Genomic DNA, 18,024 nt, shown 5'->3' with positions numbered 1-18,024 from the left:
GTATGTTTTTTGAGTAGGAGGAATTTCAAATGAAAAATAGAGGGGATTTTGAGCATCAATTTGATACGGTATCTTTACCATTTGATGGCGAATATGCTGCATGGCATAAAATTAGTGACGGTCATTTTGGGAATGAATTACATTATCACGATCATTATGAAATATTTTTTTCATTATCTGGAAATATGCGCTATACCATAGAAGGAGAATCATTTAATTTAGATGTTGGGTCAATGCTGATTATTCCACCGTTTGAATTTCATCGTTTAGATGAACAAATGGATGGCCACGCTGAACGTATTGGATTAAGGTTTGATGCAAATATATTAAATGAACTTTCTGTTGAGAACTGTGATTTAAGTATTTGTTTTAATAAACGATCTTCGAAATTCAAAAATTTATTACAATTATCTGAATCGCAGAAAAGAGAATTATATTATTTATTACAGGGCTTAATCAACGAGCAAGATAATGATGCTTTTGGCAAAAATTTAGCAGGTAAATCGTTGCTAACACAGTTTTTAATTATCCTCAATAGAGTTGCTATAGAAAATGAGCATACATCTGATAATGTTGATGACCCTTCTACTCATTTAGTGAGACAAGTGTTAGATTATATGGAATTGAATTATAATAAAGAAATTTCACTGGAACATCTTGAAAATAAATTTTTTGTAAGTCGTCATAAAATCACATAACAGTTTACTAAATTAGTTGGTTATCCACCTTATCGGTATTTATTGAATTTGCGTTTACAGAACGCACAACGAATGTTAAAAGATGGGGGGAATCCACAACAGGTAGCAATATGCTGTGGATTTACAGACTATTCTAACTTTTACAGAAGATTTAAACATTCTTATGGTTGCAGCCCAAGGAACTATCTGCAGCAGTATAGTTATAGTGAAAAAATGAAAAATCAATTAAACATATATAAAACGAGCAAGTAAAGTCATACAATGCTCGTTTTTTTAATTAACTAGGATATTTATTACAACATAAAATAATCAAATAGCATTAACAAGTCAAATAAGTGTTTGTTTTTATTATGAAGTTTTTAAATAAAGTGTCTAATACGGCCTAACTTAAACTATCTAAAATCCAGCAATAGTCAACAATATAAAGAAGTTCAATTGCACTAACGAATGAATATAAAAAGACGAGATAAACATTGAGTTCGCTGTTAAAAAGTAGTGAATAAATAAAGGTGGCATTTTCATTATAAATGTAATTTTAGCAATATGATGTAAGACGGTGTTACATATACTGGATACTCATATTAAAATAAAGATTCAAAATCAACCCCAATATTTAAAAAAATAATGCTACGATTTTATTTAAAATAGGTATAAAGATTGTCAAGACAGCGTTTATAAGTAGTATTATTAGAGTCTCCTACCCCCTACCCTATCAATAGAATCTTTATAACGTCTAAAATTACGTTATAAAGTTCAGGCTTTAAAGTTTCTTTTTTATACGTTATATTGTAAAAAGAGGTGTATAAATAATGAGAGAAATCAATGATATTATATCTGAAAATTTAAAGTTATACAGAAAACAAAGTGGATATTCACTTGAACATTTGTCAGAAATCACTGGTGTAAGTAAAACGATGTTGGGCCAAATAGAACGTAAAACATCTATTCCTTCTATTACTACGTTGTGGAAAATAGCAAATGGTCTAAAAGTTTCTTTTACAGAATTAACTCAAGAAAATAGCACTATTATTAGAAAAGTAACTCTAGATGATATGCAACCTTTGATGTCTGAAGATCAGAAATGTAAGGTTTACCCTTTCTTTAAATTTGATATTGAAAAGAAATTTGAAAGTTATATGGCTACCATTGAGCCTGAAGGAAGAATGAACGGCTCACCACATGGTTCTGGGGCAATAGAATATATAACGGTATATGAAGGCACATTAACGCTCGTATTGGATGGAGAAACCTTTTTGATACATAAAGATGAGGCAATTCAATTTAATGCGAATATGTTTCACTATTATGCTAATGAAGATGATATAACTATTCGATTACATATAGTTATACACTATTGATAGTATTTTTAGCTTATAAATAACTTAAGGTTGCTATATTCTACCGGGAGATTTCAGGAATAAAAGGTGTGATATAACATTTTTTATGTAGTTTTTGAATATTGTTTTTTACATAAAAAACACAACGACGCAAAACGCCGTTGTGTTAGGTTTAATAAACTATTTTGTGTTGTAAATTAAGATTCTAATAGTAAATCTTCTGGGTTCTCAATCAATTCTTTAATTGTTTTTAAGAAACCTACAGCTTCTTTACCGTCAATAATTCTGTGGTCATAGCTTAATGCGATGTACATCATTGGACGGTTTTCAATCGTGTCTGCATCGATAGCAATTGGACGCGTGATAATAGAATGCATACCAAGTATTGCAGCTTGGCTTCCGTTAATGATCGGTGTGGACATCATTGAGCCAAAGATACCACCGTTTGTGATAGTAAATGAACCATTTACCATATCATCTAAACCTAATTTTTTATCGCGTGCTTTTGTAGCTAAGTTAGCTATTTCATCTTCAATTTCAGCAAAGTTTTTCTTATCACAATCTCTTACAAAAGGAACTAATAAACCATCTTCTGTAGATACAGCAACGCCGATATCATAAAATTGTTTAGTAATCATATCTTCGCCATCAATTTCAGCATTTACTTCAGGGTATTTCTTCAATGCTGCTACCGCTGCTTTTGTAAAGAATGACATAAAACCAAGTTTAGTACCATCATGGTCTTTGATGAATTGTTCTTTTTTACGTTTACGTAAGTTCATAACATTTGTCATATCAATTTCATTAAATGTCGTTAACATAGCAGTATTATTAGATACTTCTAATAATTTTTTAGCAGCTGTTTTTTTACGACGAGACATTTTTTCTCTGATAACTGGTTTAGTTGGATTTTGTTGTGCAGCTGTTTTTTTAGGTTCTTCTTTTGTTGATGATTGAGCAGTTTGTTGTGAATTAGATTGATTATTTTGAGTTTGGTTAACGTGTTCTTTTCTCACAATATCATTTGATTGTGTTGCTACTTCTGATAAATCTATACCTTTTTCACGCGCATATTTTCGTGCGGATGGTGTAGCATTCACACGCGCCCCTTTATCTTGTGCATTATCAGATGCGCTATCATTTTGTGGTTCTGATTTTGTTTGGTTTGCTTCATTTTCATTACTAGATGCAGATGATTGCTTTTCAGAATCATCTTGTTTTGACGTCTCTGGAGCATTATTACCGCTTCCTTCACCAACCACTGCAATTGACTGTCCCACTTCTACAGTATCGCCTTCGTTGGCTAGTAATTCTTGAAGTACGCCGGCTTCTTCTGAAACAACCTCTACGTTGACTTTGTCAGTTTCTAATTCTAGTATAGCTTCACCTTTATCTACACTATCACCAACTTGTTTTAACCATTCTGCAATGGTACCTTCTGTAATGGATTCTGCTAATTCTGGAACTTTTACCTCTGGCATGCTTAACTTCCCCCTAGTTAAATTTTGTGCTTTGTTCGATAATCATATTTTGAACGAGTTTGTGTATTTCACCATCGCCTTCAGCTGGTGCTGAACGTTGGATACGACCGTGATAACTTAAATCGTATTTATCAGTAGTCAATGCTTTGAGATATGGATAAACAAATGACCATGCGCCTTGGTTTTTCGGTTCTTCTTGTACCCAAGCGACATTTTCTAAGTTAGGTAATGTACTGAGCAGTGCTTCGATTTCTTCTGCTGGGAATGGGTATAATCTTTCGACAGCAACCAATAAAATGGATTCGTTTGGATTTTTCTCTAAATATTCTTTTAAATCAATGAACATTTTACCTGAAGCAAGAATAACCTTTTTAACAGCTTCTTTATTGTGATCTTCTGGTAAGATTGGTTCAAATTGTCCAGATATAAATTTATTGATTGGATCAGCTACTGTTTTATTGCGCAATAGACTCTTAGGAGACATAACTACTAAAGGTCTCATAGATTGCGTACCTAAACTTGCTGCTTGTGCTCTTAACAAATGGAAATAGTTGCTTGAACTTGATAAGTTTACAACAGTTGAGTTGTTTTCTCCTGCTAATTGTAAGAATCTTTCCAATCGAGCTGATGAATGCTCAGGACCCTGTCCTTCAAACGAATGAGGTAAGAATAGAGTTAAACCTGAACGTTCACCCCATTTAGCTCTAGCGCTAAATAAGAAGTTATCAAATATCATTTGAGCCATATTTGAAAAATCTCCATATTGTGCTTCCCAAATTGTCATACAATCTTTATTTTGAACATTATAACCGTATTCAAAACCAACAACTGCTGCCTCTGATAATGGTGAGTTACGTACTTCAAAAGTCGCTTTTTGGCCAGGTACATGGTGTAATGGGATAAATTCTTCACCAGATTCTGGGTCATGTAATACCGCGTGACGATGGCTAAATGTGCCACGTTCACTGTCTTGACCTGTTAAACGGATTGGTGCACCTTGTTGTGTTATTGTTGCGAACGCTAATTGTTCTGCTTGAGCCCAGTCAACTAATCCATCTTCGTTTTCAAAAGGTTCTCTACGTTTCTCTAGTACTTTATTTAGCTTCTTAAGTACATTGAAGTTTGATGGGTATGATAACATGGCATCGTTAATTTCTTTAAGTTGTTCATAACTTATATCGATACCGACGCTTTCAAGAGGTTCTGCAAGACTATCTGGTTTTTGCATATCTGGGTTATCCATTTTATCATTTTTATCAATTTTATCGTGAGCAGCACGTAGTTCTTTTTGAACCTCATCAAATATATTGTTCATTTGATCTTCTGAGATGATGTCATCTTCAACTAATTGATTGCCGTATAAAATATCTACTGGGTCGTGTTTACGAATATTATGGTAAGGTAATGGATTCGTGATTGAAGGTTCATCCATTTCATTGTGGCCATATCTACGATAACCAACCAAATCAATCACAACATCTTTATGGAATTCTTTTCTAAATGCCATCGCTATTTCAATCGCTTCAATAGTAGCTTCAACATTATCTGCATTTACATGCATAATAGGAACATCATAACCTTTAGCCACGTCTGATGAATACGTTGTAGAACGCCCATCTTCAGGCTCTGTCGTAAAGCCAATTCTATTATTAGTAATGATGTGAAGCGTTCCGCCCGTTGAATAGCCATCTAAGTTTTCTAAATTCATCGCTTCAAAATTGATGCCTTGACCAGGATACGCTGCATCACCATGTATTAAAATAGGCATTGATTTATAGAAGTCTGTTTGAACAGCTCCTGGTTTGTTTGTATCATCTTGTGTTGCACGTGTTTTACCTAGAACAACTGGTGCAACGATTTCTAAATGGCTCGGGTTATTTGCAAGAGAGATGCGTTGCTCGCTGCCATATGAATTGGTTGTTTTCACACCGCCTAGATGATATTTTACGTCACCTGACCAACCTGCAGTTAATTCTAAGCTGCCATCTTCTGGTAAAAATTTCATTGGATCAGTATGCATAAATTCTGAAATCATCATTTCATACGGTTTTTCTAATACATGCGTAAGCACATTCAATCTACCGCGGTGAGCCATGCCTATTTGGATATTTTGAATGCCTTCATCACTAGCTAATCTTAACGTTTGTTGTAACATTGGCACTAGTGTATCTACACCTTCTATTGAGAAACGTTTTGCTCCTACAAAATTTTTATGTAGATATTTCTCAAAACCTTCTACATGCGCTAAATTTTTAAATAATTCTATTTTTTGATTGTCATTTAAAGTCGCCTTGTATGGTGTTTCTATTCTACGTTTTAACCATACGCGTTCCCTATTATTATTGATATGTGTATATTCAAATGCAATAGGTCCTTTGTAACGTTTTTCCATACGAACAATTGCTTCATAAGCATTATCGTAAATGTCTTTAAAGTGTTCAGATACAATACCTGCAGAAATAGATTCAAGTGTTTCTTGATCTAAATTAAAGTCTTCGATATTTAATTTTGGAACATTTTCTCTTACAGGTTTGTTAACTGGATAAATATCTGCCAATAAATGCCCGTATTGACGTATGTTATCAATTAAACGCATAACACGTTTGATTGTGCTATCAGCTTTGGTCACGTTATGTTGCCCTTCAGCTGTATTTGTTGAGATGTTTGCTTCACCGTTTTTGATTGTGCTAAATAGGACTTGTAAATCTTCAGGAACTGAAGCTGGATCATTGAGATACATATCATATAAATCTAAAATATACCCAAGATTAGCCCCGAAATTTACAGGTGCCTGTGAAACCTGACTTTCGTTGCTCATATTACACCCTCCACAAAATAGTTAAAACGCTTACAAATCAATAATAGCATTAAATATAACCAAATTAAAGTACCAATAACTGGTTATATAAAAAAAGCAGAACCTCATATAATTTGGCTCTGCTAATTGAATTTTCATTTAATAGCGTAACATAGTTTAGATGCATTAGTAACCGGTAACATAGGTCAAAATGTAATTTTGAATGTTGTATATTTGCCTACTTCACTTTCGACATGGATGGTGCCGTTATTTAATTCAATAATTTTTTTAGCTATTGAGAGCCCTAATCCATTACCGCCCAGTTTTCTGGAACGTGATTTATCTACTCTGTAGAATCTATCAAATATAAACTCAATATCTTCTTTGGGTATACCTACGCCATGATCTGTAATTTCTATAGATATTTGTTTGTTTCTTAGTTTAGTTTGAATAAGGATGTTTTTATTTACTTGATCATACTTCATAGCGTTATCAATAAAGATAATTAATACTTGTTCGAATTGATAGCGGTCCATTTTAATATTAAGTGGTTTATTATAAGGGCTAAATTCAAATTTATAATCTTGATGTAGTTGCTTTAAAGATTTAATTCTAGAAGTAATTTCTTGATTGATTTCTACGCTTTCAATTTCATTTTCCCTGTTATTATTGTTGTCTTTAGTCAATAATAATAACTCTTCTACTAATTTAGTAATTCTTTCCATTTCTTCTAATGAGATATCAAGTGATTCTTCAAGAATGGCTGCGTCCTTTTTTCCCCAACGTTGAATTAAATTTAAATGGCCTTGAATGATTTGTAAGGGCGTTCGTAACTCGTGTGAAGCATCTTCAACAAATTGTCTTTGTTGATTAAATGACTCTTCTAATTGGAACATCATTTCATTGAAAGTTACAATTAAATTATCTGTTTCTTCGTAATTTGTTACTAAATCCACTTTTTCTTGGAAACCATCACGACGTATTTGTTGCATCTTGTTAGACATTAATATCAAAGGTTTCGTAATTTGTGCAGAGAAAAAGTAACTAACCATTGCAGTAATAAAAGTGGCAATCACTCCAAATATCAATGCAATAAAATATAGAGAATTAACAAGTGCATTATAGCGATCTAAAGAATGTACAATAATGCTATATCCTTGGAAATGGCTTGTGTCAATTTGGTTTGTAATAATTAGATAATCACTGTTATGACGTTTTTTAATCGTAGCAGTATTAATATCCTTAGGGTTAAACTTAGGAGAATATGTTATTGAATTATCATTTGTTGTTTCAATTTGTTTTTTTCCTTTTTTATTGAAGAGTATAACTTTTTGAAAGTTTCCTAAAGATGCATTCAAATCTAATGGGGTGATCTCTTTTAGTTGTTTTGATTCGAATAATTGTAAAGTATCTGTATAACTCCTTTCTGCTTCGTTTAATTCATTATGGCGTAGCGCATTACTTAAAAAGAGAATAATGATTAAACTGAATATAAAGATTGTTGAAAATGTAATCGTTGTTGTGATTATCATCCATTTTGTTTTTAATTTACGTTGTTTCATTTTCTTACCACGTAACCTACTCCTCGAACGGTTTCTATGTACTTATCTTTACCGTAGGGTTTAAGTTTATTTCTTAAATAACGAATGTAAACATCAACAACGTTGGTTTCAACTTCTGAATCATATCCCCATACATCAGCAATGATTTGTTCTCTTTGCAATACATGATTACGGTTTTCTGCTAGTAATGTTAATAAATCGTATTCTGTTTTTGTTAAGTCTAAAGGTTCTCCGTCTACTGTGACTTTAAATCCGTCTCTATCTATGATTATGCCTTTCATATCAATCACGTTTTTTTGTGGTTGCCTGCGTAGCATAGCTCTTATTCTAGCTAATAACTCTTCAATATCAAATGGTTTTACAATATAGTCATCAGCACCATAATCTAACCCTGCTACTTTATCGTATGTGTCGCTTTTAGCAGTGATAATAATAATGGGGGTTGTTTTATTTTGTCTAATTTGTCTACAAATTTCTAAACCATTGATATTCGGTAACATTAAATCTAGCAAGATTAAATTGTATTCATTATTTAATGCTTTTTCTAAACCTGGTTTTCCATCATATTCAATATCTACGTCATAATTTTCATGTTCTAGTTCTAATTCAATAAAACGTGCAAGATTTTGTTCATCTTCAACTATTAAAATTTTTGTCATTAGTTACACCTCAAAATATATAATATATGAAATGACTGTATAGAGAAAGTATCTAGGTGTGAAAGGCATAAAATGATGATTGGCATTGATACAAAAAAACTAAAAAATTAATGTTAAATTTTTTCATGATTCTAATTGACAATTATTCTCAATGTTGTATAATGTAATTGAAAATGATTATCAATACTATATAGACATTCCCCCCACACATATTTGTTTAATAGGATTGATCATTTTCACAAATATCCCCTTTTATATGCCCGTAAAAGACTAACGTTGCGAGACAACGTATATATAAAGACCGGTTTTACAGTGTAAAATCGGTTTTTGTAATAATTTTTGACACAATAGAAATAAGCTAGACGGTTTCACGTCTAGCTTATTTCTATTGTGTTTTAATTGATGATAAACGCATGTCGTTTTCTAGTTGGGTGCATATAAATGCTTATATTTTTAAGTTGTGTCTTAGGATCAACGTGGATAATACCACACAAAAAGTGCCTCCGATAATACCAGCAATAATATCTGTAGGGTAATGAACGCCTAGATATACTCTTGATGATGATATCAAGAGTATAAATAACGCTGAAAGACCTATCATGACACCCTTTGTTTTTCCTTTCATGACACGATTAGCGATGTATATTGTGCTACCAAAGAACGCTGCAGAACCCATAGCATGCCCACTTGGAAAACTAAAACCTGAAATATCTATTAGACGTAATAGTGTAGGGCGTTCTCTATCAAATATATTTTTTAACAAAGGGTTTAATGTGCTTGATAAACTCATAGCAATTGCAAAAAACAATGCTTCAATGTTTAGTTTTTTGAGCATTAAATAAGCAATTAATAGAAGTGATAAACAAACCATTGCCCATACTTCACCTATTTTAGTTACTCCTAGAAAAAAAGTAGTTGTGATAAAACTTTCTGAAGCATATATAAATTCATAGACTTCATTATCTATCCATTTTCCTAATCTAGATTCATGAAAGGATGCAATGATACCAAATATTAAGGTGAAAATGATAAGTAAGCTTATTCTTTTCCAACGACTCATTGCAAAACCTCCCTTTCATCATTTTGTTGCATCTTTAATAATTTTATGAAATAAATCTTGACGTGTAAAACTTTCTTTATATGTTTGCATTTGAGTTATAATTGAATCACGGTTATTTTCAATGTCATTTAACTGATTTATCAGTTGATGTTCAGTTAATGTGTCTTCTGGAATGGTTCTACCAAAGCCTTTAGACGCGAAATTTTTCGCGTTATCAATCTGATCTCCACGAGATTGATCAAGGCCTAAAGGAATTAATAGCATAGGGATTCTAAGTGCTAAAAATTCATAAATAGCGTTAGAACCAGCACGACTAATAACAGTATCTGTAATGGCTAGTAAGTCTGTTAAATCATCTTTAACAAATTCAAATTGAACGTAACCTGGTTTATTTACCAAATTTTGGTCTAATAATCCTTTACCAGTTAAATGGATAACCTGATAATCTTTTTGTAGTGCATCCAAATTATCTCTAATAATCTCATTTAGCTTTTTACTACCGAGACTGCCTCCCATGATTAACAACACTTTTTTATCATCTTTAAATTCTGTAAGTTGGTACCCTCTATTTTTATCGCCAGATTTTAAATCTTCTCGGACTGTTGCACCAACAAAATCTGCTTTGTCTTTTGGAAGGTATTGTAATGTATCTTCAAATGTTGTATAAATCTTTTGAGCAAATTTGAGCGCGATTTTATTGGCTAGTCCAGGTGTTAAATCAGACTCATGGATAATTGTTGGTATTTTTAAGGATTTAGCGGCAATAACTACTGGTACAGATACGAAACCACCTTTTGAAAATAATAAATCAGGTTTTTCTTTTTTTAAAATACGGCGCGCGTCGAAAATACCTTTTAATACTTTAAAAATATCTTTTATATTTTCAAAAGAGATATACCGTCTTAATTTACCACTCGAGATTGTATGATATTTTATTTGTGGTAATTGAGACTCAATCATTTCACGCTCCATACCTTTTTTGGACCCGATATAAAAAGCTTCATGACCTTCTTCTAAAGCTGTTGGTATCAAGCTTAGATTTACTGAAACATGTCCAACAGTGCCGCCGCCGGTGAATGCGATTTTTGTCATAATATTACCTCTATTCTTCTAAATTTTTATAATAGGCATAGAATGGTTCTCCTTTATCAAAAGGAGGATAATCAATATTGACTTCACCTACTTTGGTAAAGTCAAATTTTTTGAATAAACCTTGTGCGCGTTTATTTAATGCAAAAGTATCTGTTAATATTACAAGAATATCGTTATTTAGTGCAAGATTAACTGCATAATTAAATAACTTTGTTGCAGCACCTTTTAACTTTGAAGAAGCCGCTAACCTGTGAATAACATACGCGCTATTTCTATCAATTGGCCACGCTAGTTCATCATACCATTCAGGTTGCTGTTGGTCGACAACTATAAATGCAAAAATAGTCGAATTTGCTTCAAGCACAAAGAGTGATTTTTTTTTAATATCTTCTTCGAAATGTGTTTCTAAGGGATATTGTTCATCCCACTGATGATTGCCATCTTGTCTCATGATTGCTTTTGCTTCGTTAACGATGTTTAAAATTGCTGGTAAGTCTGCTTTTGTACCAAGTCTAATCATAAAATTTACACCTCTTTGATGTTATTTTAATTTTTTTAGTAAAGTTTGTAACACGGTATCTTCTTTATTCGCTTTGTCAACTAAAGCTTGAGTGAATTTATTATTTGTCTGTTTATCAAATTTTCCATTCACTGTTAGTCGATTATCTTTTTGGAATGTTTTAATAGCATCTGCTAAATTTTCATCAAAAGTTTGAGATTTATTATTTGTTTGGTAACCTAAAGCTGAGAGCCCTACTTTTATCGTTTTAATATGCTTGTCTTGATCATCCAATTGATATGTCTTAGTATTCGGAATAACATTTAATGATTGATATTCAGGTTCATCAATTTTTACATCAGGTTTGATTCCTTTACCATGAATGTAATGAGATTTAGGTGTCAGCCACTTCATATTAGTAAATTTCAACAGTGAACCATCATTAAATTCATGTGTAGTTTGTACAATCCCTTTGCCAAACGTTTTTGAACCGTATACTTTTGCTTTGTCATAATCTCTCATAGCGCCTGTAAACACTTCTGAAGCACTAGCGGAGCCTTTATTTACTAAAATAGAAACATCCATGTCTTTAGCTTCTTTTGAAGCATCATTTGAAGTTTTAATTTGTTCTTTATGGTCGCCTTTTTCAAGTTGTACTGCAGTTTTACCTTTATCTACAAAAATGTTGACCATTTTCACAGCTTCATCAAGTAAACCACCTGGATTATTACGTAAATCTAAAACAATTTTACGTATGCCATCTTTATGTGCTTTGATAATTAAAGATTTTAATTCACCAGATGTACTATTTTGGAATTTATTTATTGTAAATACACCTACATTGCCTTGTTTTTCGTATTCTACGCTTTTAACATGTATTTTATCTCTTTTAATTGAAATTTCATGTGCTTGACCCTCTCTTTCGATTGTAAGGGTTACTTCCGTACCTTGTTTACCACGCACTTTTTTGACGATAGCTTCTAAAGGCTGGCCTTTAATAGATTTGCCATCTACTTTAGTCACGGTATCCTTTGGTTGAATGCCTGCTTTATCAGCAGGAGAATCTTTTATTGGACTTGTAATTTGTATGGTATCGCCTTTTTTTTGCATTTCTGCACCAATCCCTACAAAATCACCTGAAACGTCCTCATTAAATGATTTAGTCTCTTTTTTGGTCATAAACTCTGAGTATGGATCGTCTAAGTCTTTAACCATACCTTTAATTGCTGCTTCAGATAGCTTTTCTGAATCGGTATTCTTATAATATTCATTATTTAAAATTTTATAAACTTCTTCAACTTTTTTCATTTCTGTTCTTTGATTTCCATCAAGACCGCTAGCCCAGTGATTAACACCTATAGTTGCAAACACAGTTATGACTGCTGTGATAAGTATCGTACTTATTAATATTAAGATAAAGTGTTTACGTTTGAAATTCATTCTTTTTGGTAAGTATTGTGTGTTTGTCTCTTCGTTACCGGGCGCTTTATTATTTTCATTTTGGATGTCTGAACGTTCCGACATTTAATCACTTCCTAATGCGTATGTATAATTCATATCAAAATTTCATTTAGTTGGAAATAAAAGTAGCTGGGATTGAATCATTAAAGATTAACCCCAGCACTCTCTATGATACTTTATTATTTTAATACACTTTGATATATACTCTCAAATATAAACTAAAATTAAAATTTTAACCATTCAGTATACTCTTCATACAAACTATCAAATACAGACATTGAAACAGTATAGTTTCCTTGCATTTCAATATAATCTGATAATATGTGAAAATCTTTTTCTTGTCTTGGAAAAGACAAATCATCAAATATTTCTTCTGCTAATTCGCCTTTTTCATCTTTTCTACCACGTGCGGTTAATGCAAATTGATAAAATGAATGATCTTTCATTAATTCATTGTCACATCAACTATTTTAGTTTCGCCTTTTGATACTGAATTTACATCTTCTGCAACAGCAATTGCAGATGTGTTGTCTGAATTTGTAATAATGATAGGAGAAATAACTGATTTAGCATTTTCTTTAATATAATTTAAATCAAAACGTAATAACGGATCTCCGATATTAACAGTGTCACCACTTTCAACTAGTACCTCAAAACCTTCACCGTCAAGCTGTACAGTATCTAAACCTACGTGTACGAGCAATTCAAGCCCGTTATCAGCTTGTAACCCAATAGCATGTTTAGTTGGGAAGATATTATCTACTTTACCATTAATTGGAGATACGACTTCACCTTCTGTAGGATTGACACCAAAGCCTTCTCCCATCATCTTTTGTGCGAAAACAGGGTCTGGAATGTCTTCTATTTTCACATATTCACCAGTAATGGGTGTATAAATAGCAATCTCTTTATTAACTTCTTTACCTTTACCAAATAATTTTTTAAACATGTCTTGTTCGCTCCTTATTTTTCAAAATGTGGTATTAAATCTCCATAACCCAATTCTTCTAACTTTTCGTATGGTATAAATTGTACTGCTGCTGAGTTAATGCAATATCTTAGACCGCCACTTTCTTTTGGTCCATCATTGAAAACGTGTCCCAAATGACTGTTAGCATCTTCAGATCTTACTTCTGTACGCACCATACCAAATGTTTTATCTACAAGCTCTATAATTTCGTCATCAGCTAAAGCTTTAGAGAAACTAGGCCAACCACAATCTGATTCGAATTTTTCTTCTGAGGTAAATAGAGGTTTCCCAGAAATTTTATCAACATATACACCTTTTTCAAAGTGGTTCCAATATTCATTTTGAAAAGGTGGTTCGGTTCCCGCTTCTTGAGTAACTAAATATTCCATTTCTGTTAAATCGCTTTTATTTTTTTTAATCATTTTGTTCCCCCCAGTGTTTTTCTATAAAGCCTTTTCTGCCAGAACCTCGTTGATATTGTTCATAATGTAATGGATTCTTTTTATAATAGTCTTGATGATATGATTCAGCTGGATAGAAATTTTTATATGGTTTTACGGGCGTAATAACAGGATTATTAAATATAGCTTGTTCGTTTAAATCTTGAATTTTTGCTCCTGCAGCTTTTTTTTGGTCTTCGTTATGATAAAAAATGGCTGGTTGATAATGTTCGCCTCTATCAAAGAATTGGCCGCCATTATCCGTTGGGTCAAATGTTTTAAAGTAAACATCTAAAATGTTTTCGAAGGAAGTAATTTCAGGATTATACGTGATTTGTACTGCCTCAACATGTCCGGTTTGTCCGGTGCTCACACTTTCATAAGTAGGATTTTCGACATGTCCACCACTATAACCTGAAACAACATTTTCTATACCCGGATAAGAAGTGAATGGTTTTACCAAACACCAGAAACACCCTCCAGCTAATGTTGCATATGCCATGATATACCTCCTTTTTACTATCTTGTCATAAAGTTATCATTATTTTAAGGGATACGCCATTAAATTGTTTTAAAGGTTTAAAAAGCATCAAAATAAATAATTTATTTTGATACTATTATATATGAATTTATGATTTTAATACAACTAAGCCTATCGCACCTTGGCCAGTATGTGTGGATATAATAGGAGTCGTGACGTTCGTATCAAATTGAGAAAAATTAAATTCTTCAGAAAAATGCTTTTTAATTTTATCGACAAATTCTATAATATTAGCATGTGCAATACCAATGGATTTAATTTTCTTGTCCCCGATAAAAGCACTAATTTCCTTTTTCAAAAATTGAATGCTGCCATTTTGAGTACGTGAGTTATGAATTAATTCAATATTACCATCAATTAATGTGCCAATTGGTTTAATTTTCATCATATTTCCAATTAATCCTTTAGTTTTACTAATTCTACCGCCTTTAATTAATTGGTTTAATTGTCCGATCACAACGTATAACTTTATATTTTTTTGTAAATCACTAATTTTCGATTCAATTTCTTCTGATGAAAACCCTTGATTATTCCAATCTACAACATGTTGAACTTGGTAACCGAGTCCAAATGAAATAGATTTTGAATCAATCACTGTTACTTTACTATCGGTCATTTGGCTTGCTTGTAATGCTGTTTGATACGTGCCACTTAATCCTGAAGTCATGTGAATACTAATGATTTCAGAACCATCTTTACCTAATTCATCATATAGTTCAATGAATTTACCGATTGCAGGTTGACTTGTTTTAACGTCGGCATCATTTTCTATTTTTTGAATAAATGCTTCAGAGGAAATATCTACTTGATCTACAAAAGTGTCACCGTCAATGGTTAAATTAAGCGGGATGACGTGTATTTCATTATCTTTTAAATAAATATGTGATAAATCTGATGTTGAATCAGTCACAATTTTTGTTTTCATTATCTTATCCTCCTATGCCGTTTCTTTACGAACTAAATGTAAAAATGTATGCGGAATCGTATTTTTTTCATCTAGCTTTCCTGTAATAGAAGATTCAACTTCCCAATCTTCAAAAGTATAAGGTGGAAAGAAAGTGTCCCCGTTATATTTATCTTCTATTACCGTAATATACATATCATCTACTTTATCAATCATTTCTTCGAATAATGTTTGACCCCCAAAAATGAAGACATGTCCAGGCAATTCATAGATTTCGTCAATAGAATGAATAACATCCACACCATCGTGTTTAAATGATTTATTTCTTGTTAGAACTACATTTTTTCTATTAGGGAGAGGTTTTCCTATAGAGTCAAATGTTGCACGCCCCATAACAAGCGTATTGCCAGTTGAAAGTTCTTTAACATGTTTTAAGTCATTTGGTAAATGCCATGGCAATTGATTGTTCACGCCGATAACGCGTTGCTGATCATGAGCAACAAGTATTGAAAGTGTCATAATGATCCTCCTAATAGTGAGTATGATCTCGTTTATCTGATATTATACTTACCTAAATATTATAGATTAGCTAAAGCTAAAATTAAACAGTGGCCAAATTTATACAGCGATTGGCGCTTTAATTGCAGGATGAGATTGATAATTAACTATTTCTAAATCTTCATAATTAATTTCAAATATAGAAGCATTTGAATTAATTTTAAGTTGTGGTGGTTCGAAGCTATTTCTAGATAATTGTGTTTCAATCGCATCAATATGATTTGAGTAAATATGCGCGTCACCAAATGTGTGGATAAATTCCCCAACTTCTAAACCACATTCTTTAGCGACTAGATGAGTTAATAAACTATAGCTTGCGATATTAAATGGTACACCTAAAAAGATATCTGCACTTCTTTGGTATAGTTGACAACTTAATTTACCGTCTTGGACATAGAATTGGAACATTGTATGACAAGGTGGTAAAGCCATTGTATCTATTTCTGTAGGATTCCAAGCAGAAATAATATGGCGTCTTGAATTGGGATTTTTTTTAATTTGCTCAATTATTGTTTTTAATTGGTCAAAATGGTTACCATTTTTATCTTCCCAATCTCGCCATTGTTTACCATAAACATTACCTAAATCGCCATATTTTGTTGCAAAATCAGGATTGTTTAAGATTAATGCTTTAAATTTACGCATTTCTTCTTGGTATACTTCTTTAAATGCATCATCTGTTTGAGCTCTGTGACCGAAATTTGCCATATCAGGTCCTGTATATTCGTCCGATTTTATATAATTTTCAAACGCCCATTCATTCCATATATTATTATTATATTGAAGTAAATATTTGATATTTGTATCGCCTTTAATAAACCAAAGTAGTTCAGTAGCAATCAATTTAAAAGATACTTTCTTAGTCGTTAATAAGGGAAATCCTTTTGATAAATCAAATCTCAATTGATGTCCAAATTTGGAAATAGTACCTGTATTTGTGCGGTCATCTTTTTGTTTGCCAATTTCTAATATCTCCGTACAAAGATTGTGGTATGCTTGATCAAATGTATTTAACATGACTCCCACACTCCTTTCAATAGTAATGTTATTTAGGTTTAATCATATTTTAAAATGCGGATAATTTAAAGAGATAACCTTTGATAGTGTAAAAAATAATATACAAGTTTAAATAAAATGAATGTATGTAAGTGATTAAGCAGAGTCGAGAACGAAATTACCGTTTTAATGGTTTTTGTTATCTCACTAAGCAAAGATGGTTCATAAAAAGCATACAAGATTTAAGGTGCTGATTCTTTTTCATAGAGAACAACATAATTCAAGGCTCTATACATAAGTATCATTAACTTAAGAAGAAGGAATATAAGTGTTAGAACACGCACGTAAGGACTACATATTTTTATAAATAACATAAAAGAAAAAGTAATGCTTTAGCGCAGCGCTTTATATTTTATGCTAGCTTTGCGTTCTCTATATGCTATTTGAGGCTGAGACATTATTTATGCCCCAGCCTCGTTTAAGTAACTACGTATAAAATGATTTGATAGGTTGATGATTAATCGCAATAATCATCAAATGCATCTTTAATATCCATGCAAATATCTTGAATATCTCTTCCTTCTATATGTTCACGCGGGATAAAGTGTTTTAATTCTTCTCCTTTAAACAGCGCATAAGATGGGCTAGATGGTGCTTGTTGTATAAAAGAACGCATTGCTTCAGTTGCTTCTTTATCTTGACCTGCGAAAACAGTTATTTTATGTGTAGGCTTTTTATCGTTTTGCTCTGAAACTGTTACTGCTGCAGGCCTCGCTAAACCAGCAGCACATCCACAAGTCGAATTAATTACAACAAAAGTAGTTTCATCTTCAGATACGTTTTTCATAAAATCATTTACTTCATCTGCAGATTCTAAACTATTAAAATCATGCTCTGTTAATTCGCTACGCATTTGAGTAGCAAGTTCGTTCATATAAGCTTCATATGCATTCATATATAACACTCCTA

18 protein-coding genes and 1 pseudogene are annotated in these 18,024 nt (G+C 32.3%); 3 read left to right on the top strand and 16 right to left on the bottom strand.

Annotation, left to right across the window (positions count from 1 at the left end):
- Window positions 1-29: 29 nt before the first annotated feature.
- The 3 genes and pseudogenes from BJG89_RS07650 (at window position 30) to BJG89_RS07645 (ending at window position 2,056) form a co-directional block, all read left to right on the top strand.
- Window positions 30-698, top strand: a complete 669-nt coding sequence (locus tag BJG89_RS07650; RefSeq protein ID WP_232514166.1) for a cupin domain-containing protein — start codon at window positions 30-32, stop codon at window positions 696-698.
- Between the two features lie 15 nt (window positions 699-713).
- A pseudogene (locus tag BJG89_RS14800) lies at window positions 714-950 on the top strand (helix-turn-helix domain-containing protein); the annotation flags it as partial.
- A 557-nt stretch (window positions 951-1,507) separates the two neighbouring features.
- Window positions 1,508-2,056, top strand: a complete 549-nt coding sequence (locus tag BJG89_RS07645; RefSeq protein ID WP_096809740.1) for a helix-turn-helix domain-containing protein — start codon at window positions 1,508-1,510, stop codon at window positions 2,054-2,056.
- A gap of 176 nt (window positions 2,057-2,232) precedes the next feature.
- Here the strand turns inward: BJG89_RS07645 and sucB are convergent, their stop codons facing one another.
- The 16 genes from sucB to BJG89_RS07565 all read right to left on the bottom strand — a co-directional run bounded on the left by sucB (window position 2,233) and on the right by BJG89_RS07565 (window position 18,010).
- A complete protein-coding gene (gene sucB / locus BJG89_RS07640; RefSeq protein WP_096809738.1) occupies window positions 2,233-3,516 on the bottom strand; it encodes a dihydrolipoyllysine-residue succinyltransferase in 1,284 nt (427 codons plus the stop codon).
- A 13-nt stretch (window positions 3,517-3,529) separates the two neighbouring features.
- Window positions 3,530-6,334: a 2-oxoglutarate dehydrogenase E1 component gene (locus tag BJG89_RS07635; protein WP_096809737.1), complete on the bottom strand. Its 2,805-nt coding sequence runs from the start codon at window positions 6,332-6,334 to the stop codon at window positions 3,530-3,532.
- A gap of 185 nt (window positions 6,335-6,519) precedes the next feature.
- The gene (locus BJG89_RS07630; RefSeq protein WP_096809736.1) at window positions 6,520-7,875 is read right to left on the bottom strand and encodes a HAMP domain-containing sensor histidine kinase; all 1,356 of its coding nucleotides are present in this window, start codon (window positions 7,873-7,875) and stop codon (window positions 6,520-6,522) included.
- Window positions 7,872-8,534: a response regulator transcription factor gene (locus tag BJG89_RS07625; RefSeq protein ID WP_096809734.1), complete on the bottom strand. Its 663-nt coding sequence runs from the start codon at window positions 8,532-8,534 to the stop codon at window positions 7,872-7,874. The genes BJG89_RS07630 and BJG89_RS07625 overlap by 4 nt, the downstream gene beginning before the upstream one ends.
- A gap of 445 nt (window positions 8,535-8,979) precedes the next feature.
- Complete coding sequence (locus tag BJG89_RS07620; protein ID WP_096809732.1) at window positions 8,980-9,594, bottom strand: phosphatase PAP2 family protein; 615 nt, start codon at window positions 9,592-9,594, stop codon at window positions 8,980-8,982.
- Window positions 9,595-9,612: 18 nt separating this feature from the next.
- Window positions 9,613-10,686, bottom strand: a complete 1,074-nt coding sequence (locus BJG89_RS07615) for an undecaprenyldiphospho-muramoylpentapeptide beta-N-acetylglucosaminyltransferase (protein ID WP_096809730.1) — start codon at window positions 10,684-10,686, stop codon at window positions 9,613-9,615.
- A 10-nt stretch (window positions 10,687-10,696) separates the two neighbouring features.
- Window positions 10,697-11,206 (bottom strand): GNAT family N-acetyltransferase, encoded by a 510-nt coding sequence (locus tag BJG89_RS07610; RefSeq protein WP_096809728.1) that lies wholly within the window; start codon window positions 11,204-11,206, stop codon window positions 10,697-10,699.
- A 21-nt stretch (window positions 11,207-11,227) separates the two neighbouring features.
- Window positions 11,228-12,709, bottom strand: coding sequence for a S41 family peptidase (locus tag BJG89_RS07605; protein ID WP_096809727.1), 1,482 nt, complete (start codon window positions 12,707-12,709; stop codon window positions 11,228-11,230).
- Window positions 12,710-12,870: 161 nt separating this feature from the next.
- Window positions 12,871-13,092 carry a YozE family protein gene (locus tag BJG89_RS07600; protein ID WP_096809725.1) on the bottom strand — a complete coding sequence of 74 codons (222 nt, stop codon included), beginning with the start codon at window positions 13,090-13,092 and terminating at the stop codon, window positions 12,871-12,873.
- The gene (locus BJG89_RS07595; protein WP_096809723.1) at window positions 13,092-13,595 is read right to left on the bottom strand and encodes a PTS sugar transporter subunit IIA; all 504 of its coding nucleotides are present in this window, start codon (window positions 13,593-13,595) and stop codon (window positions 13,092-13,094) included. Before BJG89_RS07595 ends, BJG89_RS07600 begins: the two co-directional genes overlap by 1 nt.
- 14 nt (window positions 13,596-13,609) lie before the next feature.
- Window positions 13,610-14,038 carry a peptide-methionine (R)-S-oxide reductase MsrB gene (msrB, locus tag BJG89_RS07590; protein ID WP_096809720.1) on the bottom strand — a complete coding sequence of 143 codons (429 nt, stop codon included), beginning with the start codon at window positions 14,036-14,038 and terminating at the stop codon, window positions 13,610-13,612.
- Complete coding sequence (gene msrA / locus BJG89_RS07585; RefSeq protein ID WP_096809718.1) at window positions 14,031-14,558, bottom strand: peptide-methionine (S)-S-oxide reductase MsrA; 528 nt, start codon at window positions 14,556-14,558, stop codon at window positions 14,031-14,033. Before msrA ends, msrB begins: the two co-directional genes overlap by 8 nt.
- A gap of 127 nt (window positions 14,559-14,685) precedes the next feature.
- Window positions 14,686-15,525, bottom strand: coding sequence for a DegV family protein (locus BJG89_RS07580; RefSeq protein WP_096809716.1), 840 nt, complete (start codon window positions 15,523-15,525; stop codon window positions 14,686-14,688).
- 9 nt (window positions 15,526-15,534) lie between these two features.
- Entirely contained in the window at window positions 15,535-16,020 is a 486-nt protein-coding gene (locus BJG89_RS07575) for a dihydrofolate reductase (protein WP_096809714.1), read from the bottom strand.
- Window positions 16,021-16,119: 99 nt separating this feature from the next.
- Window positions 16,120-17,076 carry a thymidylate synthase gene (locus tag BJG89_RS07570; protein WP_096809712.1) on the bottom strand — a complete coding sequence of 319 codons (957 nt, stop codon included), beginning with the start codon at window positions 17,074-17,076 and terminating at the stop codon, window positions 16,120-16,122.
- A gap of 496 nt (window positions 17,077-17,572) precedes the next feature.
- Window positions 17,573-18,010, bottom strand: a complete 438-nt coding sequence (locus tag BJG89_RS07565) for a BrxA/BrxB family bacilliredoxin (protein WP_096809710.1) — start codon at window positions 18,008-18,010, stop codon at window positions 17,573-17,575.
- Window positions 18,011-18,024 lie beyond the last annotated feature (14 nt).

Origin of the sequence: Staphylococcus nepalensis, assembly GCF_002442935.1 — a bacterium.
GTDB lineage: Bacteria > Bacillota > Bacilli > Staphylococcales > Staphylococcaceae > Staphylococcus > Staphylococcus nepalensis.
The sequence above is the reverse complement of the archived record's forward strand: the minus strand, read 5'-3'. Positions and strand labels throughout refer to the sequence as shown.